The organism is Streptomyces sp. 351MFTsu5.1 (assembly GCF_000383655.1).
GTDB classification, from domain to species: domain Bacteria; phylum Actinomycetota; class Actinomycetes; order Streptomycetales; family Streptomycetaceae; genus Streptomyces; species Streptomyces griseorubiginosus.
Window position 1 is genome coordinate 77,677 of record NZ_KB911789.1, and the last position, 24,657, is coordinate 102,333.

Annotated in this window: 26 protein-coding genes, 1 tRNA gene, 1 pseudogene and 1 riboswitch; of the genes and pseudogenes, 12 read left to right on the forward strand and 16 right to left on the reverse strand. The window is 70.1% G+C overall.

The genetic code is table 11. From position 1 onward, the window contains the following. Positions 1 to 174: 174 nt before the first annotated feature. From H295_RS43660 to H295_RS0129495, 3 genes and pseudogenes are all read left to right on the forward strand, one after another. Positions 175 to 1,258: pseudogene (locus H295_RS43660) on the forward strand (BtrH N-terminal domain-containing protein). Positions 1,259 to 1,394: 136 nt separating this feature from the next. Next, positions 1,395 to 1,703, forward strand: coding sequence for a hypothetical protein (locus H295_RS0129490; protein ID WP_020138946.1), 309 nt, complete (start codon positions 1,395 to 1,397; stop codon positions 1,701 to 1,703). A 168-nt stretch (positions 1,704 to 1,871) separates the two neighbouring features. Next, positions 1,872 to 2,174 (forward strand): zinc-ribbon domain-containing protein, encoded by a 303-nt coding sequence (locus H295_RS0129495; RefSeq protein WP_020138947.1) that lies wholly within the window; start codon positions 1,872 to 1,874, stop codon positions 2,172 to 2,174. Positions 2,175 to 2,186: 12 nt separating this feature from the next. On the opposite strand, the gene H295_RS0129500 is transcribed toward H295_RS0129495, so the two are convergent. Then, the gene (locus H295_RS0129500) at positions 2,187 to 4,034 is read right to left on the reverse strand and encodes a sigma-70 family RNA polymerase sigma factor (protein ID WP_020138948.1); all 1,848 of its coding nucleotides are present in this window, start codon (positions 4,032 to 4,034) and stop codon (positions 2,187 to 2,189) included. Positions 4,035 to 4,233: 199 nt separating this feature from the next. On the opposite strand from H295_RS0129500, the gene H295_RS0129505 reads away from it, so the two are divergent. From H295_RS0129505 to H295_RS0129515, 3 genes are all read left to right on the forward strand, one after another. Next, positions 4,234 to 4,650, forward strand: coding sequence for an SsgA family sporulation/cell division regulator (locus H295_RS0129505; RefSeq protein WP_020138949.1), 417 nt, complete (start codon positions 4,234 to 4,236; stop codon positions 4,648 to 4,650). Between the two features lie 121 nt (positions 4,651 to 4,771). Continuing rightward, positions 4,772 to 5,563: a hypothetical protein gene (locus H295_RS43665; protein WP_020138950.1), complete on the forward strand. Its 792-nt coding sequence runs from the start codon at positions 4,772 to 4,774 to the stop codon at positions 5,561 to 5,563. Then, positions 5,560 to 6,045: a hypothetical protein gene (locus H295_RS0129515; RefSeq protein ID WP_020138951.1), complete on the forward strand. Its 486-nt coding sequence runs from the start codon at positions 5,560 to 5,562 to the stop codon at positions 6,043 to 6,045. Before H295_RS43665 ends, H295_RS0129515 begins: the two co-directional genes overlap by 4 nt. Here H295_RS0129515 and H295_RS0129520 read toward each other — a convergent pair. After that, positions 6,035 to 6,448 carry a DUF2267 domain-containing protein gene (locus H295_RS0129520; RefSeq protein ID WP_020138952.1) on the reverse strand — a complete coding sequence of 138 codons (414 nt, stop codon included), beginning with the start codon at positions 6,446 to 6,448 and terminating at the stop codon, positions 6,035 to 6,037. The genes H295_RS0129515 and H295_RS0129520 overlap by 11 nt on opposite strands. Positions 6,449 to 6,557: 109 nt before the next feature. Beyond that, entirely contained in the window at positions 6,558 to 6,983 is a 426-nt protein-coding gene (locus tag H295_RS0129525) for an Hsp20/alpha crystallin family protein (protein ID WP_020138953.1), read from the reverse strand. Positions 6,984 to 7,137: 154 nt separating this feature from the next. Here H295_RS0129525 and H295_RS0129530 point away from each other — a divergent pair, with 154 nt between their 5' ends. Next, positions 7,138 to 7,440 carry a hypothetical protein gene (locus H295_RS0129530; protein WP_020138954.1) on the forward strand — a complete coding sequence of 101 codons (303 nt, stop codon included), beginning with the start codon at positions 7,138 to 7,140 and terminating at the stop codon, positions 7,438 to 7,440. Between the two features lie 511 nt (positions 7,441 to 7,951). Here the strand turns inward: H295_RS0129530 and H295_RS0129535 are convergent. Then, positions 7,952 to 9,406 (reverse strand): MFS transporter, encoded by a 1,455-nt coding sequence (locus tag H295_RS0129535; protein WP_020138955.1) that lies wholly within the window; start codon positions 9,404 to 9,406, stop codon positions 7,952 to 7,954. Positions 9,407 to 9,521: 115 nt separating this feature from the next. Then, a complete protein-coding gene (locus tag H295_RS0129540; protein ID WP_043218180.1) occupies positions 9,522 to 10,907 on the reverse strand; it encodes a DUF445 domain-containing protein in 1,386 nt (461 codons plus the stop codon). Positions 10,908 to 11,102: 195 nt separating this feature from the next. Here H295_RS0129540 and H295_RS0129545 point away from each other — a divergent pair, with 195 nt between their 5' ends. Further along, the gene (locus H295_RS0129545; protein WP_020138957.1) at positions 11,103 to 12,431 is read left to right on the forward strand and encodes an SGNH/GDSL hydrolase family protein; all 1,329 of its coding nucleotides are present in this window, start codon (positions 11,103 to 11,105) and stop codon (positions 12,429 to 12,431) included. A gap of 82 nt (positions 12,432 to 12,513) precedes the next feature. Here H295_RS0129545 and H295_RS0129550 read toward each other — a convergent pair whose 3' ends face one another. From H295_RS0129550 to H295_RS0129565, 4 genes are all read right to left on the reverse strand, one after another. Continuing rightward, on the reverse strand, positions 12,514 to 13,206 hold the full coding sequence (locus H295_RS0129550; protein WP_020138958.1) for a DUF1707 SHOCT-like domain-containing protein: 693 nt from the start codon (positions 13,204 to 13,206) through the stop codon (positions 12,514 to 12,516). 51 nt (positions 13,207 to 13,257) lie between these two features. Beyond that, on the reverse strand, positions 13,258 to 14,277 hold the full coding sequence (locus H295_RS0129555) for an ABC transporter ATP-binding protein (RefSeq protein ID WP_199788633.1): 1,020 nt from the start codon (positions 14,275 to 14,277) through the stop codon (positions 13,258 to 13,260). Between the two features lie 26 nt (positions 14,278 to 14,303). Further along, positions 14,304 to 15,068, reverse strand: coding sequence for an ABC transporter permease (locus H295_RS0129560; protein ID WP_051135632.1), 765 nt, complete (start codon positions 15,066 to 15,068; stop codon positions 14,304 to 14,306). 76 nt (positions 15,069 to 15,144) lie between these two features. Further along, a complete protein-coding gene (locus H295_RS0129565; protein WP_028809866.1) occupies positions 15,145 to 15,945 on the reverse strand; it encodes an ABC transporter permease in 801 nt (266 codons plus the stop codon). A 203-nt stretch (positions 15,946 to 16,148) separates the two neighbouring features. On the opposite strand from H295_RS0129565, the gene H295_RS43670 reads away from it, so the two are divergent. Further along, the gene (locus H295_RS43670; RefSeq protein WP_020138962.1) at positions 16,149 to 18,557 is read left to right on the forward strand and encodes a transglycosylase domain-containing protein; all 2,409 of its coding nucleotides are present in this window, start codon (positions 16,149 to 16,151) and stop codon (positions 18,555 to 18,557) included. A 29-nt stretch (positions 18,558 to 18,586) separates the two neighbouring features. Here H295_RS43670 and sugE read toward each other — a convergent pair whose 3' ends face one another. From sugE to H295_RS0129585, 3 genes are all read right to left on the reverse strand, one after another. Beyond that, a complete protein-coding gene (gene sugE / locus H295_RS0129575) occupies positions 18,587 to 18,907 on the reverse strand; it encodes a quaternary ammonium compound efflux SMR transporter SugE (RefSeq protein ID WP_020138963.1) in 321 nt (106 codons plus the stop codon). Positions 18,908 to 18,941: 34 nt separating this feature from the next. After that, positions 18,942 to 19,025: riboswitch (guanidine-III (ykkC-III) riboswitch) on the reverse strand. A gap of 63 nt (positions 19,026 to 19,088) precedes the next feature. Then, positions 19,089 to 19,439, reverse strand: a complete 351-nt coding sequence (locus H295_RS0129580) for a GroES family chaperonin (protein WP_020138964.1) — start codon at positions 19,437 to 19,439, stop codon at positions 19,089 to 19,091. Between the two features lie 44 nt (positions 19,440 to 19,483). After that, positions 19,484 to 19,813 (reverse strand): DUF3618 domain-containing protein, encoded by a 330-nt coding sequence (locus H295_RS0129585; RefSeq protein WP_020138965.1) that lies wholly within the window; start codon positions 19,811 to 19,813, stop codon positions 19,484 to 19,486. Positions 19,814 to 19,907: 94 nt separating this feature from the next. Between H295_RS0129585 and bcp the strand changes: the two genes are divergently transcribed. Together bcp and H295_RS0129595 are read left to right on the forward strand one after the other, a co-directional pair. Beyond that, complete coding sequence (gene bcp, locus H295_RS0129590; RefSeq protein WP_020138966.1) at positions 19,908 to 20,375, forward strand: thioredoxin-dependent thiol peroxidase; 468 nt, start codon at positions 19,908 to 19,910, stop codon at positions 20,373 to 20,375. A 543-nt stretch (positions 20,376 to 20,918) separates the two neighbouring features. Beyond that, positions 20,919 to 21,002, forward strand: a tRNA-Leu gene (locus H295_RS0129595). Positions 21,003 to 21,056: 54 nt separating this feature from the next. On the opposite strand, the gene rdgB is transcribed toward H295_RS0129595, so the two are convergent. The 4 genes from rdgB to H295_RS48435 all read right to left on the reverse strand — a co-directional run bounded on the left by rdgB (position 21,057) and on the right by H295_RS48435 (position 23,350). Then, entirely contained in the window at positions 21,057 to 21,659 is a 603-nt protein-coding gene (gene rdgB / locus H295_RS0129605) for an RdgB/HAM1 family non-canonical purine NTP pyrophosphatase (RefSeq protein ID WP_020138967.1), read from the reverse strand. Positions 21,660 to 21,669: 10 nt separating this feature from the next. Next, the gene (locus H295_RS0129610) at positions 21,670 to 22,074 is read right to left on the reverse strand and encodes a hypothetical protein (RefSeq protein WP_020138968.1); all 405 of its coding nucleotides are present in this window, start codon (positions 22,072 to 22,074) and stop codon (positions 21,670 to 21,672) included. Positions 22,075 to 22,188: 114 nt separating this feature from the next. Then, positions 22,189 to 22,926 (reverse strand): ribonuclease PH, encoded by a 738-nt coding sequence (gene rph, locus H295_RS0129615; protein ID WP_020138969.1) that lies wholly within the window; start codon positions 22,924 to 22,926, stop codon positions 22,189 to 22,191. A gap of 61 nt (positions 22,927 to 22,987) precedes the next feature. Next, the gene (locus tag H295_RS48435; RefSeq protein ID WP_267974097.1) at positions 22,988 to 23,350 is read right to left on the reverse strand and encodes a PTS glucose/sucrose transporter subunit IIB; all 363 of its coding nucleotides are present in this window, start codon (positions 23,348 to 23,350) and stop codon (positions 22,988 to 22,990) included. On the opposite strand from H295_RS48435, the gene H295_RS0129625 reads away from it, so the two are divergent. Then, entirely contained in the window at positions 23,349 to 24,653 is a 1,305-nt protein-coding gene (locus H295_RS0129625; RefSeq protein ID WP_043218153.1) for a PTS transporter subunit EIIC, read from the forward strand. The two genes, H295_RS48435 and H295_RS0129625, sit on opposite strands and share 2 nt — an antisense overlap. Positions 24,654 to 24,657 lie beyond the last annotated feature (4 nt).

Sequence of the window (24,657 nt, forward strand, 5' to 3'; positions counted from 1 at the left end):
CCATGACCGCGCTGGAATGGAGGTAGTTGGGCGTGCCGCATCGGAGGGCCGGTCTACGCGATGGACGACCAGACCGCCGACTGCCCGTCGAAGTGGTCTCAGAGGACCACTGGAAACTGTTCAACCGGACTTCGGCTCTATAAGGAAGTCCTAGGCCCCAAAGGACTCCCCGGCATGCCCACGCTGCGCCGTATCGACGTCCGCACCACCCAGCACTGCGAGACCACCACCCTCGGTGTGCTGCTCCGCCATCAAGGGATCGATCTCTCCGAGCCCATGCTCTTCGGGCTCGGGCGCGGGCTGTCCTTCGTGTACTGGGACAGCAGGAGCATGGACTTTCCCTTTCTCGGCGGACGGGTGAAGCCGTTCGAGCTGACGCGGAATCTGGCCGAGACGCTCGGGCTGGAGTTGTCGGTGCGGGAAACGGCCTCGCCGCGCAAGGCGTGGGCCGATGTGGTGGAGATGGTCGGGCGCGGTCGGCCGGTCGGGTTGCAGCTCGACAGTTTTCATCTGGAGTACTTCACGGCGAAGGTGCACTTCGGGGGCCATGTCGTCGCCCTGTACGGCTATGACGAGCGCATCGCCCATCTCGTCGACACCGAGCAGCAGGGCGGGGCCGTGTCCACCAGTCTGGGCAGTCTCGCCGAGGCTCGGGCCGCTCGGGGGCCCATGGCCGCCAAACACCGGTCCTTCACGCTCACGGCGCCCCGAGACCTGCCCGCGCCTCGCACCTCGATCGTGGCCTCCGTCACCGCCTGCGCCCACGCCTTCCTCAACCCGCCCATCGCCAACCTGGGTCACCGGGGCATCGAGAAGGCCGGCAAGGCCGTAGGCGCATGGCTGCGGCGGAGTGACGACCCGGGGCGGGACCTGCCGCAGGCCGCCCTGCTGATGGAGAAGGCCGGTACTGGGGGTGCGCTGTTCCGCAATCTCTACCGTGACTTCCTCGCGGAGTGTGCCGAGTGCGTCGACAGTGACCACCTGCACACCGGGCACCGGCTGTACAGGTGCGCTGTTCCGCAATCTCTACCGTGACTTCCTCGCGGAGTGTGCCGAGTGCGTCGACAGTGACCACCTGCACACCGGGCACCGGCTGTACGCCGAGGCGGCCGCTCTGTGGACCGAGGTCGCCGCGCTGATCACCCGGGCCGGGGAGTCGGGGGAAGAGCAGTACCTCGTACGGGCGGGCACCACGCTCCTCGAACTGTCACTCATCGAGCGCGAGGCCATGGAGGCGCTGAGCCGCCTGGAGAGTTGAACCGGGTCCGTCCCGGTCCAGGCCGGTCACTTCACGACGCGGTACTTCGGGCGAAGTCCGGCTTGTTACTGACGAGTTACATAAGTTTTGTAAGATCCACTCCGACCAATGCCAGCCCTAACTGGGGGAAACACTCATGACCAAGCGCTTTTCCGCCCTGGCCGTCTCCGCGGCCATCGTCGGAGGCTTCTTCATCACGTCGGCGCCCGCTCAGGCCGCCACGTCGGCCGATCTGGGTCAGGTGTCGGTGAAGGCCGCCATCACCTGCGACAAGGGCCAGATGCGTCAGCAGATCGCCAACCTCAAGGCCAAGGCCGCGAAGCTGAAGCAGCTCGGGGAGACCGCGGCCGCCCGGAAGGCGCTCAGCGACGCGGCCGCCATCCAGAAGAAGCTCGACGCGTGCATCAAGGCTGAGGACGACGCGAGCAAGCCGTTCCCCGGATAAGTCTCCGGTTTCGACGTGTGGCGCCGCCCGTCCCGTTCCAGGGGTGGGCGGCGCCATTCGTCTGTCCGGTCCGCCTACTCGCTCCGCGGGACGCGGCCGCCACTCGGCGTGGGCGGCGGCTGCGGGGATACTGCCTCTCAAGCACCGATCCCGGAAGGCGACGACACCATGCTCATCCTCTTTGGCACCAAGGGCTACCTGTACCAGCTCGCGATACTCACCCTGGTGTGCGGGCGGTGCGGGAATCCGGCCGCGCACACCCTGCGCAAGCGGGTCACGAAGTTCACGCTGTTCTTCGTGCCACTGTTCCCGATCTCCACCAAGTACGCGACGCAGTGCACCTTCTGCGGTGCGGAGAGCAAGCTGAGCGCGCAGGAGGCGGAGCAGTTGCAGGCGCAGGCGGCCGCCGGTGGTGGGCAGGGCGGGCAGGTGCACGGCGGACAGGCGCCGCAGCAGCCGTACCACCAGTGAGGCCGTGAGGATTCAGGACGCCTGACCCGCGTCGGCCCGCGTCTGCGGCCGGTTCGACGCCGGTTCGGCTGCCTGCTGGTCCGCGACGGGTTTCCCGGGCGAGGGTGCGGGCTCGCCGCCGCAGCCTCCGCCGACCGGGGGTTCCGGGGTCTCGGGTGGCTCAGGGGCGACCGGGGGCTCCGAAGGTTCCGGGATCTCGGGAGGCTCCGGAGCGGGTGAGGGCTCGGAATACGTGGGCGGGGCCGGTGTCTCCTCAACAGGCGGGGGATCAACAGGAGTCGGGCTGCTCGGCTCCGGCACGGGTACGTCGTCACCGGGCGGGGGGTCGACAGGGCTGGGGCTGGGGTCCGGCACCACCGGAGCCGGCTCCACAGGGCTGGGGCTGGGATCCGGCACCTCCGGAGCGGGCTCCACAGGGCTGGGACTGGGATCCACCGGAGCCGGCTCCGCAGGACTGGGGCCGGGGCTCGGCAGCTCCGGCGCAGGCACCACACCCGTGGGGCCGGGGTCCGGGACCTCCGGCGTGGGCTCCACAGGAGCAGGACCCGTACCGGGCACCACCGGCGCAGGCTCCACAGGACCAGGACCAGGACCCGGCACCACCGGCGCAGGCTGTTCCCGCGTCCCCGAGCCGGAGTCACCCGGCTCCTCGGGCCGCGCTGTCTCCGGGCCTCCCCCACCCAGTCGCCCGCCTGACCCGTCTCCCGCTACGACCGCCCCCGCACCGCCGACCCGGCTCCGACCCCGTTGGGCCGTGACCGTCCGGGGGCCTGCCGGGGCATCCGCCGCCGGCCCTTGCGTCGGTCCCGCCGCGGACCCCGCCACCGGCCCCTGAGCCAGCGGCTCCCTCGTGGGCGAAGTGACCGTCGAGGGCGCCTCGTTGACCCCGAGGGTCAGAACGACCGCGATGGCCGCGGCCGCCGCCGTACCGGAGGCGAGGGCGGCCTTGCCCTTCGGGGCCGCCGCACGGACCGTACGGAGAAGACCCGGCCCGCCCGCCGAAACACCTCCCGCGGAACCTGCGGAACCCGCAGAACCCGCAGAACCCACGGCCGCCCCCGCGCCCCCTGTCGCAGCCCCCGCCGTCAGCGACGCCAGGAACTTCCCCGTGGCCCCGCCACCCACCGCGAGGACCAGCAGCGCGGGTCCGGCGAGGGCGGGCAACCGATTGTTCGCGCGGACCAGCACGGCGAGCCGCCCCCGGCACTCGTCGCAGACGTCGACGTGGGCGAGGAGGCGCTCCGACTGACGTGCGGTAGCCGTGCCCCGCACATAGGCCGGCATGCGGACCCAGTGGACCTCGCACGCGGGATCCTCGGGTGCCTCGGTCTGCGAGCGCAGGAACGCCTGGCGCATGCCTTCGCGGGCGCGGTGCAGCAGTACGGCCGTCGCGCCCTGCTTGGCGCCGATCTGCCGGCCGACGGACTCCAGCGGCTGCCCTTCGGCGTCGGCGAGCCACAGGGCCCGCACCCAGCGTTCGGGGAGTTCACCGAGGACGCGGACCAACAGGTCGGTGGCGGAGACCTGTTCGGCGGGGTCCTCCACCTGTCCGGCGGACGCCTGCTCGGGGATCTGCGGATCGCGCGGGGTCTCGTGCGTGGCGCTCGCGACGGAGGAGGCGAGGTGCCGCACGGTCGTCATGAGGTACGCCGGGACGTTGTCGATCTCGTGCCCGGCGGACAGCCGGCGCCACACGCGGAAGTGCGCCTCGGCGACGAGGTCCTCGGCTGCCCAGGAGTTGCGGGTGAGCGAGCGGGCGTAGGCGACGAGCCGCGGCTGTTCCTGCTCGTAGATCCGCACGTACGCGGCGGTCGCGGAAGGGGACGCCTGGGCGGGGACTCTGGCGGGTTGGTCGGTCATGCAGGAACGCTCCAGTTCCCGGCAATGGGGGGCGCGGACGGGTTTGTCAGCGTAGATGACAAAATTTTCAAGCATTCAGTTCCGGCCGTGATTCAGATCACAAGGAAGCCTCCGGTCTCGGCGTAATGAACCGGCACACCTGCGACTCGACAGGGCAACCGACTCACAACCGACATCGAGCAGGACCGGAGACCTCCCCATGCGCCTCACCACGCTCCGACAGACCGTCCGCGCCCGTCTGCTCAGCTCCGAGCACCCGGAACTCCCGATCCGCCCCACGCTGCGCTACAGCACCGCCGAACCCTTCGCGGTGCACATCGACTTCCCCGCGCACGTCTCGGCCGACGGCCAGGGCGTGACCTGGATGTTCGGGCGGACCCTCCTGGAGGAGGGGCTCGAAACACCGGCCGGGGAGGGGGACGTACGGATACGGCCGTGCGGCTGGGCGAGAACGGTCATCGAGTTCCACTCCCCGCTGGGCCTCGCCGTGATCCGCTTCAGCACGACCACGCTCCGCCGCTTCCTGCTGCGTTCCTACGACGTCGTCGCGCCCGGCACCGAGAACCTGGACCCGCATCTCGACCAGGGGCTGGCGGCGCTGCTCGACGAGGTGTGACGGGGGGCGAGGGTCGTGGCGGGACGAATTCCGTTGGGAACAGGCCCGGTTGGGGGCTACGGTGCGGAACCGCCCGGCAGGTGTTCCCGAAACCCCCGGCCACCGCAACGGAGATCACCCGATGGACTCTGAACGTCCCCTTTCCTACGACACGTTGGTCGCTCTCGCCGAGGCCGAACCCTCCGTCGTAGGGCTGGTCCTCAAGGGGTCGCGGGCCCACGACGGGATGGCGACCGAGCACTCCGACCACGACCTGTACGTGGTGGTCGCCGACGGGGCGACGACGGAGCTCTCCCGGCTCCAGGGGCATCGTTCGCCCACACTCGACGTCATCGTCCTGCCGCTCGCCGGGTTCCGGGCCGCCGGCATGCCCGGCTTCGAGCGCTACGCCCTCGCCCGGGCCCACGTGGTCCTCGACCGTCTCGACGGAGGCACCGGCATCGCCCGGCTGCTGGCCGAGAAGGGGCGGCTCGACGCCGACGAGGCGTTCCGGGAAGCCGGGGACCTGCTCGACGCCTACGCCAACTCCCTCTACCGGTCACTGAAGAACGACCGCGACGGTCAGCACCTGGCCGCCCGCCTCGACGCGGCGGACAGCGTCCGGTTCCTGCTGGAGCTGCTGTTCACCCTCGATCGGCGCCCGAGGCCCTACAACAAGTATCTGGAGTGGGAACTGACCCGGTACCCGCTGCCCGGTTGGGACACGGGAGCGCTGCTGGAGGCGGTCGGGCGGATCTCCTCGACCGGTGACGTGGCCGTCCAGCGAAGTGTCTTCGCGCGCGTTGAGGCGTACGCCCGGCGGGCAGGGCTCGGGGAGGTGCTGGACGCGTGGGGTGAGGATCTGAGACTCATGCGGGGTGGGGCCGGCCTCGTTCCGACGGGTTCGGACGATCGGACGGGGGCCGACGCGTGATCCTCTTGGTTCCGCTGCTCATGCTGGTATTCGCGGGGGCCGCCTGCGCGCTCCTCGGCTACGGAGGTGGCCGCGTCGCCGACTGGTTCGTCCGCCGTGCGCAACTCCCCGCAGCTCTCCTCGGATTCGCCGCGCTGGCGGGAGCGGTGGCGGCCGCCTTGTACGCGTGGGGACTGCTGCACGTGGGCGGGGCGATCCTGGAGGCCGAGGACGGCGGGGCGGATTCGTCGCCGATCGTGCCGTGCCGTGCCGACGCACGCGCCGCCCGGGTCGTCGACTACTCGGCGAGCTTCCTGCCCCTCGACTTCGTCTGCGAGACCGACGACGGCGACAGCTACCGGGCCGGGGAGGTTCCCGGGTACGTCTCCCCCGCCGCCGTCGGTTTCGCGCTTGCCGCGGCCGGGCTTGCCGTGGCCTCCGGGTACGTGTCGGAGATGCGGCTGCGGGCCGCGGCACGCGCGGGCGGGGGTGTCAGGCCGTGAGGACCAGTTCCGCCTTGCCGAACAACAGGGCGTAGCCGGACGGCAGTTGGGCGAGGACGCGGTCCACCGGTTCGTCGCCCACCAGCCCAGGCAGCACGCTCAGCACCGAGCTGACGTGCCAGCGGGCCGTCGCCGGGGTCGCGCCCTCGATGCGGGCGGCCACCGCGTCCACGAACTCCGCCGCGGACAGGGGCCTGTTGAGGGGGATGCGGGAGGCGATGACCCGGGCCGCCTCCTCGGGCAGGGCGCGGGCGAGGCCGACGCGTTCCTCGCCGGTGACATGGTCGCCCAGAGCGGACAGGACGACGTGCGTGACGTGTTCGGCCTCCGCTCTCGTCGCGTACTGTCCGGCCTCCCGCACCGCCTCGACGAGGGCGGTCCAGCTGGGTCGGTTCGCGCTCATGTACAGCTCTCCTGGGGGTCGTTGCACCGGGCACCCCACGGCGGTACAGACCGTCCGTACCGGCCCGTACCGGTCCGCGGGGCGCCCGGTCCTCGGTCGCGTGGGGTGGTCAGCCGCTGATCTGCCGGGGGCCGCTGCCGCCGCCGCTGATCTGGATACGGCGGGGCTTGGCCTGTTCGGCGACGGGGATCCGCAAGGTCAGCACTCCGGCGTCGTACGAGGCGTCGATGCGCTCGGTGTCGAGGGTGTCGCCGAGGAAGAGCTGACGGGTGAACGTGCCCGTGGGCCGTTCGGCGACGATCATCTCCGCGCCCTCGGGGGCGGGGCCGCGGCGTTCGGCCCGGACGTTCAGGACGTTGCGCTCCACGTCCAGCTCGATCGTCTCGGGGTCGATGCCGGGGAGGTCGAAGTGGACGACGAAGTCGTCCCCCGACCGGTATGCGTCCATCGCCATCGCGCTGGGGCGGGCGGTCGAGCCGAACACCTGCTGCGCGAGTCGGTCGAACTCACGGAAGGGGTCGGTGCGCATGAGCATCACAGTCCATCTCCTTTCCACCGATTCCCGGTGCGATGCCCTACGCCTTCTTATATAGCTCGGAGCGAGGAAACTTGACAAGCCCTGACTCAGGTTCGGGGGATGTTCCTGGTCCGGGGCTAGCCTCGACGGGACGTCGACCTAGGAGGCAGACATGGTGAAGGTTCCCAGTGCGGTGGTCGCGGCGGGCGGGCTCGTCGGCGGGTATGGCGTTGCGCGGTGGACGAAGAAGCGGCCGCTGGGCGGGGCGGTGCTGGCCGTCGCCGGGGCGGCGGCGGCACGGCAGTGGCGGGAGCGGGCGGGCGGACGTGCCGCTGGTGCGCTGACAGCCGCGTATGTCGTCGCCTTCGCCGGGTCCCATCCACTGGCCAAGAAGGGCGGTGCGTGGCCTGCGGTGTTTGGTGTGGCGGGGGCGGTGGGACTGGCTTCGTGGGCGGTGGCGGATCGGCGGGGGTGAGCGCCTGAGGGGGTGCCGGGTTCGGTTGTTGGGCGGCTTGAGGTGCGTCGTGGCTGGTCGCGCAGTTCCCCGCGCCCCCGCTGCGCTGGGCTTGGGCCGGGCGCCTAGGGGTGTGCCGGGTTCGCTTGTCGGGCGGCTCAAGGTCCGTCGTGGCTTGTCGCGCAGTTCCCCGCGCCCCTAGGGAGTTGCAGTCTGCCTGCGCCATGACGGGACCGTCAGCCGTCCGCGCCTGCGCGCCCGCCCCCACCGGACGGTTGGCCGCGTACGGCGTGAAGGGGACGGGGTGGGGGGTGTCCGCCCGCAGCGGCCGGCGTCCGGAACCGGGCCCTGGGAAAGAGACCGAGGCGCCGGACCGAGGACGGATACCCCCCACCCCGGCACCGACCCACCCACCGGACCGCATGCGCTACGCACGCCCCCCACCGGACAGGAACGGGCCGCCGCAGGCCCCCAGGGGCGCGGGGAACTGCGCAAAACGCCCGCCCCCACCCAGCCGCAGACGACCAACAACTCACTCCACCGCAGTCAACGGCTTCGCCACATCCTCCAGCGACCGCCTCTCCGCCCGCACAGCCAAGAACGCCGCCACCAACCCCGCCGCACACATCAGCCCCGCCCCGATCTGGAACGCCAGCACCGTGTCCCCGACCTTCCCCGTACTCGTCAGGTCCGCGAACAGCAGCGGCCCGCTGATACCGCCCGCCGCCGTGCCCAGCGCGTAGAAGAACGCGATCGACATCGCCCGCGTCTCCATCGGGAACACCTCGGACACCGTGAGGTAGGCACTCGACGCCCCCGCCGACGCGAAGAACAGCACCGCGCACCAGCACGCCGTCATGGACGTCGCACTCAACGACCCGCGGTCGAACAGCCACGCCGTCCCGAACAGCAGCACCCCGGACAGCAGATACGTCGACGAGATCATCACCCGCCGCCCCACCGTGTCGAACAGCTTCCCCAACAGCAGCGGCCCGAAGAAGTTGCCGACCGCGATGACCGCGAAGTAGTACCCCGTGTCCCCGGTCGGCACATCGAAGAACGTCGTGAGGATCGCACCGAACCCGAACGTGATCGCGTTGTAGAGGAACGCCTGCCCGATGAACAGCGAGAACCCCAGCACCGCCCGCCGCCGGTAGTCGGAGAACACCGTCCGCGCGATCTCCACGAACGTCACGCTCCGCCGCTGGTGGATCGTGATCTCACCCTCGGCCCGCGGCAGGGCACTCCCCCGTTCCTCCTCCACCCGCGACTCGATCGACGTCACGATCCGCTCGGCCTCCTCGTCCCGCCCGTGGATCAGCAGCCACCGCGGACTCTCCGGCACATGCCGCCGTACGAGAAGGATCACCAGGGCCAGCACGGCACCCAGCGCGAACGTCAGCCGCCAGCCCACGTTCGCCGCGAAGAAGTCCGTGTTCAGCGCGAAGATCGACAGCAGCGAGCCACCAACGGCCCCGAGCCAGAAGCTTCCGTTGATCATGAGGTCGACCCGGCCCCGGTACTTCGCCGGGATCAGCTCGTCGATCGCGGAGTTGATCGCCGCGTACTCGCCGCCGATGCCGAACCCGGTGAGGAAGCGGAACAGGAAGAACCACCAGGCGTCGAAGGAGATCGACGTCAGCGCGGTGGCCGCCAGGTACACGGCCAGCGTGATCATGAACAGCTTCTTGCGGCCCCATTTGTCGGTCAGCCGCCCCCAGAACAGCGCCCCCACGCAGGCGCCCGCCACGTACAGGGCCGCCGCGACGCCGGTGACCTGCCCGGAGGAGATCGACAGTCCGCTTCCCGGCTCCGACAACCGGCTCGCGATGTTGCCGACGACCGTGACCTCCAGGCCGTCGAGGATCCATACGGTGCCGAGTCCGATGACGATGGTCCAGTGCCAGCGGGACCAGGGCAGCCGGTCGAGTCTGGCGGGGATGTCGGTCGTCACGGTGCGGCCGGTGTCGGCTTGGGCGGTGGTCACGGAAGGGCTCCCTCCTCAGCGAGCGAACCCCTCCCGGGTGCCCCGGCCCCCGATTCCTAGGCCGACCACCTCACACCCCCGAGACACCCTTGCCCAGAGCGCCACCGAGCCCCCTTCACGCCCCGAACACCCGAGTCACCGTATAGATCAGCAACCCCACCAACGACCCCACCACCGTGCCGTTGATCCGGATGAACTGCAGGTCGCGCCCGATGTTCGCCTCGATCTTCCGGGTCGTGTGCTCCGCGTCCCACCCGGCGACCGTGTCCGTGATCAGGGAGGTGATCTCCCGCCGGTAGGTGGTGACCACGTACACCGCGGCCCCCTCCACCCACCGGTCGACCTTCGCCTGCACCTTGGGATCGACGGCCATCCGCGCCCCCAGCGACAGCAGGGACGCCCGCACCCGCAGCCGCAGCTCGCTGCGCTCGTCCTCGGCGGCGGCGACGATCATCGACCGTACGGCGGTCCACGCGGACGCGATCAGGTCCTGGACCTCGCCGCGCCCCAGCACCTCGCCCTTGAGCCGCTCGACCCGCGCGCGGGTGTCGGTGTCGGACTGGAGGTCGGAGGCGAAGTCGGTCAGGAACCGGTCCAGGGCCCCGCGGGCCGGATGGGACGGCATGTCCCGCATCTCGGTCACGAACCGCAGCAGCTCCTTGTAGACCCGCTCGCCGACCTTCTTGTCGACGAACCGCGGGGTCCAGCCGGGCGCGCCGCCCTGTACGGCGTGCATGACCTGCGCGTCGTGCAGCACGAGCCAGTCGTGGGCCCGGGCCACGACCAGGTCGACGACCCGCCGGTGCCCGCCGTCGGCGACGACCTTCTCCAGCATCTTCCCGATGCCGGGCGCGATCTCCTGGGCGTCGGCCCGCCGGGTGATCGCCTCCCCGACCACGGCCTGGACGTCGGAGTCCCGCAGGACGGTCAGCGCGCCCCTGAGGGCCGCCGACAGCTCCGCGGTGACCCGGTCGGCGTGCTCGGGATCGGCCAGCCAGGTCCCCAGCCGGCTGCCGATGCCCACGGCCCGCAACCGCTGCCGTACGACGTCCTCGGAGAGGAAGTTCTCGCCGACGAACTCTCCCAGCGACACCCCCAGCTGGTCCTTCTTGGTGGGGATGATCGCGGTGTGCGGGATGGGCAGGCCGAGCGGGTGGCGGAACAGGGCGGTGACGGCGAACCAGTCGGCCATCGCGCCGACCATGCCCGCTTCGGCGGCCGCGGCGACGTAACCGGCCCACGGACCGGCCCCGGAGCTGTCCGCCCACTTCGCCAGCGCGTACACCAGGGCCACGAACAGCAGCAGCCCGAGCGCGGTGAGCTTCATCCGGCGCACTCCGCGCTGCTTCTCCTCGTCCGCGGCGCTGAAGGTGTTCATCGCGCGTACGGCGGAAACAGGGCCGGCACCGTTCACAGCCCCAGCCCCAGCCCCAGCCCCGGCCGCCGGGGCGGACCGCTCCCCGCCAGCTGGTCCTTTTTGCTCAGGTTCCGTACGTTCCATCCGCTCCACCCGTTCGGTGATCCCTCACACATTGTCCCTTCCTGACCGACTCCTGGAACGGAACAAGAGTTCCCCGCGTCTGTCCGGACGGGGGAACCGGAGGGGGTCTCGTCTTTTGTCCTCAGCGTTATGCCTCATCATGAACTCATCAGATCGGAGCCCCGGGCTCCCATCTCCTGAGGAGAACAGCACCACATGACACGGCGTCATGGTTACGCCCTGCTCGCCGCGATCACCGCAGTGATCGTGGCCCTGTCCATCGCCATCTACGTCGGAGTGGCGGCCGACGCCGGCACCAGGGACCGGACCGCACTGTCCGGTTCCGGGCCCTCGCGCCCCGCCGCCGCGCCCGCCGCCGCCGGCACCTGGGTCGGCACCTGGGCGGCCTCCCCCGTCGGCGCCGAACCCGGCACCGCGACCGAGGGCCTGGCGGGCCGCTCCGTCCGCAACGTCGTGCACACCAGTGTCGGCGGTACGAGTGCCCGCATCACGCTGTCCAATCTCTACGGCCGGACAGCGCTGACCCTCACCCACGCGTCCATCGCCCTCGCCGCCGGTCACAAGACCGCCGCGGCGAACGCGGGCACCCTGCGACGGCTGACGTTCGCCGGCAGCACCACGGTCGTCATCCCGGCCGGCGGACAGGTGCTCAGCGACGCCGTCCCGCTCGCCGTCCCGGCGGGCGCCGACGTCCTGGTCACCACCTACTCCCCCACCCTGTCCGGACCGGTCACCTACCACCCGTGGGCCCGGCAGACGTCGTACTCCGGAGAGGGCGACCTGACGGGGGACACGACCGGCACGGCGTTCACCGAACGGGTCGACCGCTGGCGCTACCTGACCGCGCTGGACGTCCTCAGCCGTGAGGCGGACGGCACGGTGGTCACCTTCGGGGACTCCCTCACCGACGGCAAGGACTCCACGGCCGACGCGAACAACCGCTGGCCGGACTATCTGAACCGGCGCCTGCGCGCGGCCCTCGCGGCCGGGCAGGACCTCCCCCGCTACAGCGTCGTCAACGAGGGGATCGGCGGCAACCGGGTCCTCGTGGACGCCCGCCCGCCGGAGAACCAGGCCGGTATCCACCGCTTCCGGCGGGACGTGCTGGAGCGCCCCGGCGTCAAGGTCGTCGTCATCGACCTCGGCATCAACGACATCCTCCGCACCCCGGGGACCGTCGACGCCGACAAGCTCCTCGCCGGCCTGCGCGACCTGGTCCGCCAGGCCCACGCCCACGGCATCAGGGTCGTCGGCGGCACCCTCATGCCGTTCGGCGACCGCCACGGCTGGACCAAGGCCCGCGAGGGCGTCCGCCAGACCGTCAACGCGGAGATCAGGGCGGGGCGGGTCTACGACGCGGTGGTCGACTTCGACAAGGCGGTCAGGGACCCGTACGACCCGCGCACCCTGCGCACGATGTACGACTCGGGAGACCGGCTCCACCCCAACGACCGGGGGTACGAGCGGATGGCGGACGCGTTCGACCTGGAGTACCTGAAGGGGTCGACGGCGGCACGCTTGTGAGTGGGGGCAGGTGAGGGCTTTTCCAGGGGCGCGGGGAACTGCGCGACCAGCCCCCACCTGCTCGCACCCGACGACGAACCGCTCAGCCCCTCCCCCGCCGACGCCCCTCCCTCAGCTCGCGCCGCGCCTGTCGCCGCTCCTCCCGCAGCCGCAGGCGATCCGCCTTCCTCAGCTTGCGCTCGACCCCGACACCGCCCCAGAACGCGAACCCGGTCACGATCACGCGAGGTGCCCCCGGCTCACCCGGCACGCCCTCCTCGCGGTGGTCGAACCCGCCCATGATCCCGATCCCGCGCACCACGACCTCGACACCCGGCGGGACGATCACCTCCACGCCGCCCATGATCGCCACGCAGTTGATCTCGACCTCGCGGTCGGCGAAGTTCGCGTCGCGCAGATCGATCTCCCCGCCGCCCCAGAAGGCGAAGCAGTTGAAGCGCCGGGGCACGGTCCAGCGCCCTTTGCGCTGGAACCCGGACATCACGGCGACGGACCATGTGGAGGACCCCTCGCCGCCGACGATCCGGGAGGCCCAACTCCCGTCCGGCTCGGGCCGCTTGACCATGTCGACCCGGGGAGCGGTCACCTGGCCGACCGGCAGGTCCCGGGTGATCGGGGCGAGTTCGCCGTACGTACGCGCCTTGTACGTCGCCTCCAGGCGCTCCTCGAACTCCTCCATGTCGAGCCGCCCCTCGGCGAGGGCGTCCCGCAGGACCTCGGCGACCCGCTCACGATCGGCGTCGGCAGCACGCAACTCCGGGAGTTCCTCCGTCATACAGGGCAGCCTACGAGGTACCTCACCCCACGGCTACGAGACCGCCCACGGCTACGACACCGCTTTCTCCGCTTCCCCGGCGTACATCTTCGCGATCACCGCCTCGATGTCCGGCTCCCGCACCGACAGGTCGACCAGCGGGTACTCCGCCGCGACCCGCGCCACCAGCGCCGCCGCCGACTCGGACGCCGGGAACGCCAGCCACTGCCGGGGCCCCTCCACCCTCACCACGCGGGCGGGAGCCGCGTCGATCGGCGGCAACTCCCGCTCCAGGTCGACCACCAGGGTCCGCTCGCTCTCGCCCACCTCGTGCAGGCCGGCCAGCGGGCCGTCGTACATGAGGCGCCCGTGGTCGATGACCATCACGCGCGAGCAGAGCTGCTCGATGTCCTGGAGGTCGTGGGTGGTCAGCAGCACCGTCGTGCCGCGCTCGGTGTTCAACTCCCGCAGGAATCCCCGCACCTTGGCCTTGGAGATGACGTCGAGGCCGATGGTCGGCTCGTCCAGGTACAGCACCTCGGGGTCGTGCAGCAGGGCCGCCGCGATGTCGCCCCGCATCCGCTGGCCGAGCGAGAGCTGCCGTACCGGGACGTCCAACAGGTCGGCCAGTTCGAGGAGTTCGACGCAGCGGTCCAGGTTCTCGCGGTAACGGGCGTCCGGGATGCGGTACATGCGGTGCATCAGCTTGTAGGAGTCGATCAGCGGGAGGTCCCACCAGAGCGTGGTCCGTTGTCCGAAGACGACCCCGATGCGGTGGGCGAGGCGGGTGCGTTCGCGGGACGGGTCGATGCCGGCCACCCGCAGCCGGCCGCCGGACGGGGTCAGGATGCCCGTCAGCATCTTGATCGTCGTCGACTTGCCGGCGCCGTTCGGGCCGATGTACCCGACCATCTCGCCGCGCGCCACGGTGAAGGAGATCGAGTCGACCGCCCGCACCTGACGCCGCTCCCGTTTCAGGAAGCCGGTCTTCTTGCGTACGTCGAAGACCTTCTCGACCCGGTCGAGTTCGATGAAGGCGTCCACCGCCCCGTCCGCCGCCCCGTCCGCCGCCGCGTCCCCTGTCTCGTCCACCGCCACGTCCACTTCCGCCTCCACCACTAACTCCCCGTACTCCGATACGAACCGAGCCCCGCCCGCCACGCGAGACCGGCCAGTCCACAGCACACCGCGGCCACCAGCGGCGGCGCGAAGGCCGCCCACTCCGGCAGGTCCAGCGGATAGGGCCGGCCCAGCACGTAGCAGGCGGGCACCCAGTTGACGAAGGCGAGCGGGAACATGAAGGTCACACCCCGCACGAAGTCCTTCCCGAACACGGTCGGCGGGTACTGGAGCAGCGTCGTACCGCCGTACGTGAACGCGTTCTGCACCTCCGCCGCGTCCTGCGCGAAGATCTGGAAGGCCGCGCCCGCCACGAAGACCGCGCAGAAGATCACCGCTCCGCAGAGCACCATCACCGGCACCAGCAGCACCTTCGCCGCGCTCCAGTCGACGTCCACCGAGGCCAGCGCCCACACCAGCACCACCGTGCCCTGGGTGATCCGGCCCAGGCGGCGCACCGCGAAGTGGTCCGCGCCGATCTGCGCGAGCACCGGCGCGGGCCGCACCAGCAGGGTGTCGAAGGAGCCGTCGCGGATCCGGGAGCCCAGCACGTCCATCGAGCCGAGCACCAGGTCGGCGATCCCGAAGGCGGTCACCGAGAGGCCGTAGAGGAAGGCGATCTCGGGCAGCCGCCAGCCACCCAAAGCGTCGACCTGCGAGAACATGAGCAGGATCCCGACGAAGTCCAGGCCCGTCACCGCCAGGTTGCCGCACACCGTGACGACGAAGGAGGTGCGGTAGGTCATCGCGGAACGGATCCACATGCCCGCGATCAGCCGGTACGCCCGGAGCCCCTCGCCCAGCCGGGAACCCCGGACCACCTCGGTCCCTGCCGTCAGCTCAGCCACCCTGCACCACCACCCGCCGCGTCGCCGCCTGCTGGAGCAGCCGCCCGGCCGCCAGCAGCACCACCGCCCACACCGCCTGGAAGGCGTACGCGCCGAGCGGGTCCGTCTTGCCCATCAGCACGTCCGCCGGCATCTGGAGCTGCGCCGCCCAGGGCAGGGCCCGCACGATGTCGCCGAGGACGCCCGGGAAGGCGTTCAGCGGGAAGACCATGCCCGAGCAGAAGACCCCGAGGATCATCACGGCCTGCGAGATGCCCTGGCCGTCCAGCAGCCAGAACGCGCTCAGGGCCGCGAGGTACCGGATCCCGAAACTGACGACCATCGCGAGCAGCAGCGCCACCAGCAGGGCGGCCCAGGAGGTGACGTCCGTGGGCAGCGCCATCGGGAAGAACAGCGCCCCGAAGGCGAAGGGGATCACGCCGCGCCCCATCAGCTGGAACAGGGACCGACCCAAGTCGCTCGCCAGCCACCACAGTTGGAGGTCGGCCGGCCGGTACAGGTCGACCGCGATCTCGCCCGTGCGGATGCGGTCCATCAGGTCCTTCTCGGCACCGCCGCCCTGGATGGCCAGCGTCGAGTAGAGGCACTGCCCCAGCCACACATAGGTGACCGCCTGCGTCTGGTCGTATCCCCCGAGATGGGGCTTCTCGTCCCACAGCGCGAGGTACGTGTAGACCAAGATCACACCGAAGACGGTGTTGGTGAACACCCCGGCGAGCGTCGCCGCCCGGTACGTCGCGTACCGTCGGAATCCACCCGCCGCGACGGCCGCGTACAACCGCCCCGAACCCACATCCACAGCCCTCCTCGGCCCGCCGACACCGAAGCGCAGGAGCCTAGTGCGCAGGTGGCGGGGCGGGCCACCCATTTTCCGGGCGAGACGCGCGCCATATCCGGGAACGGAACGGATGGTGCGAGAGTCTTCAACAGGGGGCGCAGAAGGCGTACGAGGTCGTACGGGAACGTACGACGCGAAATCAGGAGTCCGTGCACGACATGAGCGACCAGCCGCAGCAGCCGACCGAGGGCTGGGCACCGAGAGACCCACAGACGGTTGAAGAGCCCGGCGGGGAGAAGAAGGCCAAGCGGCCCAAGCGCACGGGGTGGCGACGGCTGATCCCGACCTGGCGCATGGTGCTGGGCACCTTCGTCCTCGGGCTGCTGGTCCTGGCCGGGCTGTTCTATCTCGGCTACTCCATGGTCAAGATCCCGCCGGCCAACGCGCTCGCCACCAAGCAGTCCAACGTCTACCTGTACGCCGATGGCAGCCAGCTCGCCCGCGACGGCGAGGTCAACCGCGAGAACGTCTCCCTCTCGCAGGTCTCCAAGGACGCCCAGCACGCCGTCCTCGCCGCCGAGGACCGCGACTTCTACACCGAGTCCGCGATCGACCCGAAGGCCATGCTGCGGGCCGGCTGGAACACCGCGACCGGCAAGGGCAAGCAGTCCGGCTCCACGATCACCCAGCAGTACGTGAAGAACTACTACCTGGCCCAGGAGCAGACGGTCACCCGCAAGGCCAAGGAGTTCTTCATCTCGATCAAGCTGGACCGCGAGAAGTCCAAGGACGAGATCCTCGAGGGCTACCTCAACACCAGCTACTTCGGCCGCAACGCCTACGGCATCCAGGCCGCCGCCCAGGCCTACTACGGCCAGGACGCCGTCGACCTCGACCCGGCCCACGCCGCCTACCTCGCCGCGCTGGTCAACGCGCCGAGCGAGTACGACGTCGTCGCCCACCCCGAGAACAAGGGTGCGGCCGAGGCCCGCTGGAACTACGTCCTGGACGGCATGGTCAAGAAGGGCTGGCTCGCCCAGTCGGCGCGCACCGGCCTGAAGTTCCCGATGCCGAAGGAGCAGACCGTCTCCACCGGGCTGTCCGGGCAGCGCGGCTACATCAGGGACGCGGTCGAGGACTACATCATCACCAACAAGATCCTCACCAAGGACCAGCTGGAGGCGGGCGGTTACCGCATCACCACCACCCTGGACAAGAGCAAGCAGAACGCCTTCGTGAAGGCGGTGAACGACCAGGTGATCGACAAGCTCGACAAGAAGGACAACAAGGCCGACACCTACGTCCGCGCGGGCGGCGCCTCCGTCGACCCGAAGACCGGCAGGCTCGTCGCGATGTACGGCGGCATCGACTACGTCAAGCAGTACACGAACGGCGCGACCCGCGGCGACTTCCAGGTCGGCTCCATCTTCAAGCCCATCGTCCTCGCCGCGGCCGTCCAGAACGGCTCCGAGACGCAGGACGGTCAGACGATCACCCCGAACACGTACTACGACGGCACCAACAAGCGTCCGGTCGTGGGCTGGAGCGGCGGCAGCTACGCCCCCGAGAACGAGGACCAGGGCTCCTACGGCGAGATCACCGTCCGCGAGGCCACCGACAAGTCCGTCAACTCGGTGTACGCGCAGATGGCCGTCGACGTCGGCTCCGACAAGGTCAAGCAGACCGCGATCGCCATGGGCATCCCGGCCGACACCCCCGACCTGACGGCGACCCCGTCCATCGCCCTCGGCGTGAACACCGCGAGCGTCCTCGACATGGCGGAGGCCTACGCGACCCTCGCCAACCACGGCAGGCACGGCACGTTCACGATGATCGACAAGATCACCAACGGCGAGGAGACCGTCCCGCTGCCCGCGCAGAAGACCCGCCAGGCCATCAGCCGCGAGGCCGCCGACACCACCACCTCGGTCCTGCAGAGCGTCGTCCAGAACGGCACCGCCACCGCCGCCCAGGCCGCCGGCCGCCCCGCCGCGGGCAAGACCGGCACCGCCGAGGAGGACACTGCGGCCTGGTTCGCGGGCTACACCCCCCAGCTCGCCACGGTCGTCTCCGTGATGGGCCAGGACCCGGTGACCGCCGCCCACAAGTCGCTGTACGGCGCGCTCGGCCTCCAGCGCGTCAACGGCGGCGGTCCGCCCGCCCAGATCTGGGCGCAGTACACCAAGGCCGCCCTCAAGGGGAAGCCGGACGCCGACTTCGACCTGGAGCTCCAGCCGGGCGCCGAGAACCAGGCCCCCAGCACCCAGGCCCCCGTCGAGCCGTCCACCGAGGGCCAGGACAACGGCGGCACCACGACCGGCGGCGACACCGGCGGCCAGGACGACGGGGGCGCGACCCAGGGGCCGACGCAGGGCCAGTCCCAGGGGCAGACCCAGGGCCAGGACAACGGCGGCACCACGACCGGCGGCGACACGACGGGCGGCGCCACCGACGGTACGACGACCGACGGGGGCGCGACCGGCGGCACCACCGGGGACACGTCCGGCGGCACCACCGACGGCGGCACGACGGGGGACGCGGCCGGGGGCGCGAACGGGGACTCGCCGAGCGGCGGCGCGGCGACCGGCGGCCAGAACCCGGCGATCCTCGGCACCCGCGAGGAGTGACGCGCCGCCGGGGTCGGAGGGACCGGGTGTCAGTGACCTGAGGTCGCCTTCAGCCCCACCACGGCGACCAGCAGGAGACACACGAAGAAGATCCGCGCGGCGGTGACCGGCTCCCCCAGCACCACCATGCCGAGCACCGCCGCACCGGCCGCCCCGATCCCGACCCAGACGCCGTAGGCGGTACCGATGGGCAGGGACTTCGCGGCGTACGACAGCAGGATCATGCTGGCGACGATTCCGGCGCCGGTGAGGACGCTGGGCACGAGCCGGGTGAATCCCTCGGTGTACTTCATCCCGATCGACCAGCCCACTTCGAGCAGACCGGCGACGACGAGCAGGACCCAGGCCATGAGAGGCACCTCCGAGACGACAGGCTGACTGCGGGGTGCGTCGTCTTTCCCAGAGTCCGTACGACTCTCCCGGTACGGCGCGTCTCGTCGGGCTCCTTCGAAGGTAGCAAGGAAACGGCGAAAGGGGCCGGTGACGATGGTCACCGGCCCCTTTCGCCGTCGTATTACAGGTACCGCCGTATTACAGGTACAGGCCGGTCGAGTCCTCGGAACCCTCGAACCGGTCGGCCGCCACCGCGTGCAGATCACGCTCCCGCATGAGGACGTACCCGACGCCCCTCACCTCGACCTCGGCGCGGTCCTCGGGGTCGTAGAGCACACGGTCGCCCGGCTCCACCGTCCGTACGTTCTGCCCCACGGCGACGACCTCGGCCCAGGCCAGTCGCCGCCCCACGGCCGCGGTGGCCGGGATGAGGATGCCGCCGCCCGACCGTCGCTCGCCCTCACCGTTCTCCTGCCGCACGAGCACACGGTCGTGCAGCATCCGGATGGGCAGCTTGTCGTGCGGGGTGTCGTTTCTCTTGGCGCTCACGGCACTGAACCTACCTGTCCTCGACGCCCGGGTACGCGGCCGGGTCAGCCCTTGCGGCGCCGGGCACCGAGGGCCAGGAGCCCCACGAGTCCCACGGCGACAAGGGCGACGGGCACGACGCGTTCGAGGCGGGGCGAGCCCTCCTCGTCCACGAACTGGGCCTTCACCTCGGTGACGGCCTTGTTGACGGAGACGTAGGCCCGTCCGAGCGTGTGGTCGATGTTGGAGACCACCTTGGCCTTGGCGTCCCCGACGATCGTCTTCGGGTGCACCCGCACCCCGATCTCGTCGAGGGTCTCGGCCAGCACCTCGCGGCGGCGCTTGATGTCCGCCTCGATCTGCGCCGGGGTTCTGATGTCCGACGTGTCCGCCACGGCAGGCCCTCCGAAGTCGCTTCGTACGTGTCCTGGACAGTCTGTCAGTTCCGTGGGCGACCGCACTGTCAGGACCCCCGGTTACGCTGACCCAATGAGCGAGCGACTCCAGCCCGGGGACGTGGCCCCCGCCTTCACCCTGCCCGACGCCGACGGCAACGACGTGTCCCTCTCCGCCCACAAGGGCCGCAAGGTCATCGTCTACTTCTACCCGGCCGCCCTGACCCCCGGCTGCACGAAGCAGGCCTGCGACTTCACGGACAACCTGGAGGTGCTGGCGGGCGCGGGCTACGACGTCATCGGCATCTCCCCGGACACCCCGGAGAAGCTGGCGAAGTTCCGCGACAAGGAGTCCCTCAAGGTCACCCTCCTCGCGGACCCGGAGAAGTCCGTGACGGAGGCCTACGGCGCGTACGGCGAGAAGAAGAACTACGGCAAGACGTACATGGGCGTCATCCGCTCCACGGTGATCGTGGACGAGGAGGGCAAGGTCGAACGGGCCCTGTACAACGTCCGAGCGACGGGCCACGTGGCAAAGATCATCAAGGACCTGGCCATCTGACCGGCCCCCTCCCGAACGGCCCGCACCGGTTTGCCTGGTGCGGGCCGCTTTACATTTCGGGCGTGACTGTCCGATAAGCGGTTCGTTACTCCGTGCGAGAACGCGAACGTGTGGCCGACGCCAGGGGGGTATTGGACGTGCAGAACTCGTACAGCAAGGAACGACTTTCGTCACTCGTAGCCGAGGCGCGCAACTGGACCGATCTCATGCGGCGGCTCGGCCTCAAGACGAGCGGAGGCCAACGGCGCGTACTGCAGGAGAGAGTTGCGGCACACGGACTCGACACCAGCCACTTCGTCAAGCGCAGCCCTTGGCGCAAGTACCCGGATGCCGCTATCGCTGAAGCTGCCGCGTCGCGCGAAACACGGGTGAGTGACCAGAGCAGCCAATCACCTTGCAGATCGATCACGTCAACGGTGAGTGGCACGACAACCGTCGCGAGAATCTGCGGCTGCTGTGCCCCAACTGTCACGCGATCACCAGTACCTGGCGCAGGGGAGGCAACAGGGGGCGATCGACTCCCGGTAGCATGACAGGCGGCTAGCGGCGGTGGCGCAATGGCGACGCAGCAGACTTAGGATCTGTGGCCCTTGATCGGGCTTGAGGGTTCGAATCCCTTCCGCCGCACACCAACGGCCTGCGAATCGAAGTGTCGATGCGCAGGCCGTTTTCGTGCGTCCGTCAGCCCAACAACTCCCGCACCACCGGCACCAACGCCCGGAACGCCTGCCCCCGGTGGCTGATCGCGTTCTTCTGCTCCGCTGTCAGCTCGGCGCAGGTCCGGCTCTCGCCGTCCGGCTGGAGGATCGGGTCGTAGCCGAAGCCGTTCGTGCCCGTCGGAGTGTGGCGGAGGGTGCCTCGCAGGCGGCCCTCGACCACGCGCTCCGTGCCGTCCGGCAGCGCCAGTGCCGCCGCGCAGGCGAAGTGGGCGGCCCGGTGTTCGTCGGCGATGTCGGAGAGCTGGGCCAGGAGGAGGTCGAGGTTGGCCTTGTCGTCTCCGTGCCGGCCCGACCAGCGGGCCGAGAAGATGCCGGGGGCGCCGTTCAGGACGTCCACGCAGAGGCCCGAGTCGTCGGCCACTGCCGGCAGACCCGTGGCCTGGGCCAACGCGTGGGCCTTGAGCAGGGCGTTCTCGGCGAAGGTGACGCCGGTTTCCTTGACGTCCGGGATCTCGGGGTACGCGTCCGCGCCGACGAGGTCGAACGGCAGGCCTGCGTCGGCGAGGATCGCGTGGAGCTCGGTGATTTTCCCGGCGTTGCGGGTGGCGAGGATCAGGCGGGTCATGCCCCCAGTATTACGGCGTGCAGACCTTGGTCAGTTCGCCGGCCGCGTCCGTGACGGGGCTGAGGTCGGGGGTCTGGTCGCCGTTCTTGACGGCCGTACGGACGTTGGAGACGGCCGAGTTGAGGTCGTCGACCGCTTTGTTGACGTCGGCGTTGTCGGTCTTGTCGCCGATCTCGTCGAGGTTCTGGTCGATGGAGGCGAGGGCCTCGTCGATCTGGGTGGGGTCGTTGGAGGCGTTCTCGACGGCCTGCTGGAGGTCGGTGACGCTGTCGGCGACGGTCTCGGCGGTCTGGACGCAGTCCAGTGCCTTGCTGACGGCGTCGCAGCCGGTGGTCAGGCCGAGGGTGAGTCCCGCGGCGGCCACTGCGGCGGCGATGGTGAGACGGCGATTTCGGCGGCGTGGGCTCGCGGCCATGGTTCTTCTCCTCCTTTGGTCAGGCCTCAGGAGGCCCCCCGTTGTCCGTACTGCTGAAGACGCCGGTGCGGCCGGTCGGGTTGCCCGGACCGGCCACTGTTCTTGGCGTTTCCTTTACCTTTCGAGGACGCTGTCGAGCGCCTTGGTCTGGAGGGCGGCGAGCTCTGTGCAGCCCAGGACGGCGAGGTCGAGGAGGGAGTTGAGCTCCTCGCGGGCGAAGGGCTCGGCCTCGGCGGTGCCCTGGATCTCGACGAAGCGGCCGTCGCCGGTGCAGACGACGTTCATGTCGGTGTCGGCGCGCACGTCCTCCTCGTAGCGCAGGTCGAGGAGGGGGACTCCGCCGACGATGCCGACGGAGACGGCGCTGACGGTTCCGGTCAGGGGCTTGCGGCCGGGCTTGACGAGCTTCTTGCCCTGGGCCCAGGCGACGGCGTCGGCGAGGGCGACGTAGGCGCCGGTGATGGCCGCCGTGCGGGTGCCGCCGTCGGCCTGGAGGACGTCGCAGTCGAGGACGATGGTGTTCTCGCCGAGCGCCTTGTAGTCGATGACCGCGCGCAGGGAGCGGCCGATGAGGCGGCTGATCTCGTGCGTGCGGCCGCCGATCTTGCCGCGGACGGATTCGCGGTCGCCGCGGGTGTTGGTGGCGCGGGGCAGCATGGAGTACTCGGCGGTCACCCAGCCCTCGCCGCTGCCCTTGCGCCAGCGAGGGACGCCTTCGGTGACGGAGGCGGTGCAGAAGACCTTGGTGTCACCGAAGGAGACGAGGACGGAGCCCTCGGCGTGCTTGCTCCAGCCGCGTTCGATGGTGACCGGGCGGAGTTGTTCGGGCGTGCGGCCGTCGATTCGAGACATGGGCCGAGCCTATCGGCCTCACGGGTGAAGGCTCGGCGCGCTCAGCTCACTCGGCGACCGCTCACATCATGTCCTCGATCTCGGCGGCGATCGGGTCGGCGTCGGTGCCGATGACGACCTGGATCGCGGTGCCCATCTTGACGACTCCGTGGGCGCCGGCGGCCTTGAGGGCGGCTTCGTCGACGCGGGAGGCGTCGTGGACCTCGGTGCGCAGGCGTGTGATGCAGCCCTCGATCTCGTCGATGTTGTCGATGCCGCCGAGTCCCGCGACGATCTTCTCCGCCTTGGTGGCCATGTCGTTCTCCTCCTGCGCAGTTGGCCCAACTTCACGGGCGATTGAGCTGTTCGTACCGAAGGATGACGGGACAGCAGCTCCATCGTCCGTGACTGGTCTACACCACCTGACAGGCGGTAGCCAACTCATGAGTCAGCCTTCGAGTCCCGAGACCGAGATCTCTCCCGCGCGTCGGCGGTGGCAGTCGGCGTTCCAGGGGCTCCAGAAGATGGGTCGCTCTCTTCAGCTGCCGATCGCCGTGCTGCCGGCCGCGGGCATCCTGAACCGGCTGGGCCAGCCGGACGTGTTCGGGGACGACGGCCTGGGCTGGACGAAGGTGTCCAAGGTGATGGCGGGCGCGGGCGGGGCGCTGCTGGACGGTCAGTTGGGGCTGCCGCTGCTGTTCTGCGTGGGTGTGGCCATCGGGATGGCGAAGAAGGCGGACGGGTCGACGGCGCTGGCGGCGGTGGCGGGGTTCCTCGTCTACTTCACGGTGCTGCGGCAGTTCCCGGAGGACTGTCCGAGCGGGGCGAAGGCGGTGCCGAACATCGGGTGCCAGGCGACGGTCGATCACACGGTGGTGGCGTTCACGTTCCAGAATCCCGGGGTGTTCGGCGGCATCGTGATGGGGCTGCTGACGGCGTTCTTCTGGCAGCGGTACCACCGCACCAAGCTGGTGGACTGGCTGGGCTTCTTCAACGGCCGTCGTCTCGTGCCGATCATCATGGCGTTCGTGGCGATCGTGTTCGCGGCGCTGTGTCTGTGGGTGTGGCCGCCGATCGGTGACGGTCTGGAGAACTTCAGCGACTGGTTGCGGGGTGCGGGGGCGTGGGGTTCGGGGCTGTTCGGGGTGGCGAACCGGGCGTTGCTGGTGATCGGGTTGCACCAGTTCCTGAACGTGCCCATCTGGTTCCAGTTCGGGACGTACACGAAGCCGGACGGCACCGAGGTGCACGGTGACATCAACATGTTCCTGGCGGGTGATCCGCACGCGGGGCAGTTCCTGTCGGGGTTCTTCCCGATCATGATGTTCGCGCTGCCGGCGGCGGCGTTGGCGATCACGCACTGCGCGAAGCCGGCGCGGCGCAAGGAGGTCGGCGGGCTGATGCTGTCGGTGGCCCTGACCTCGTTCGTGACGGGGATCACCGAGCCGATCGAGTACTCGTTCCTGTTCGTCGCGCCGCTGCTGTACGTGGTGCATGCGGTGCTGACGGGTGTGTCGATGGCGGTGACGTGGGGGCTCGGGGTGCATGACGGGTTCAGCTTCTCGGCGGGTCTGATCGACTACGTCATCAACTGGAACCTGGCGACGAAGCCGTGGGCGATCGTGCCGATCGGGCTGTGTTTCGCGGCTGTCTACTACGCGGTGTTCCGTTTTGCGATCACCCGGTTCGACCTCAGGACGCCGGGCAGGGAGCCGGAGGAGGAGGTCGAGGACGTCACCAAGGTGTAGTCCT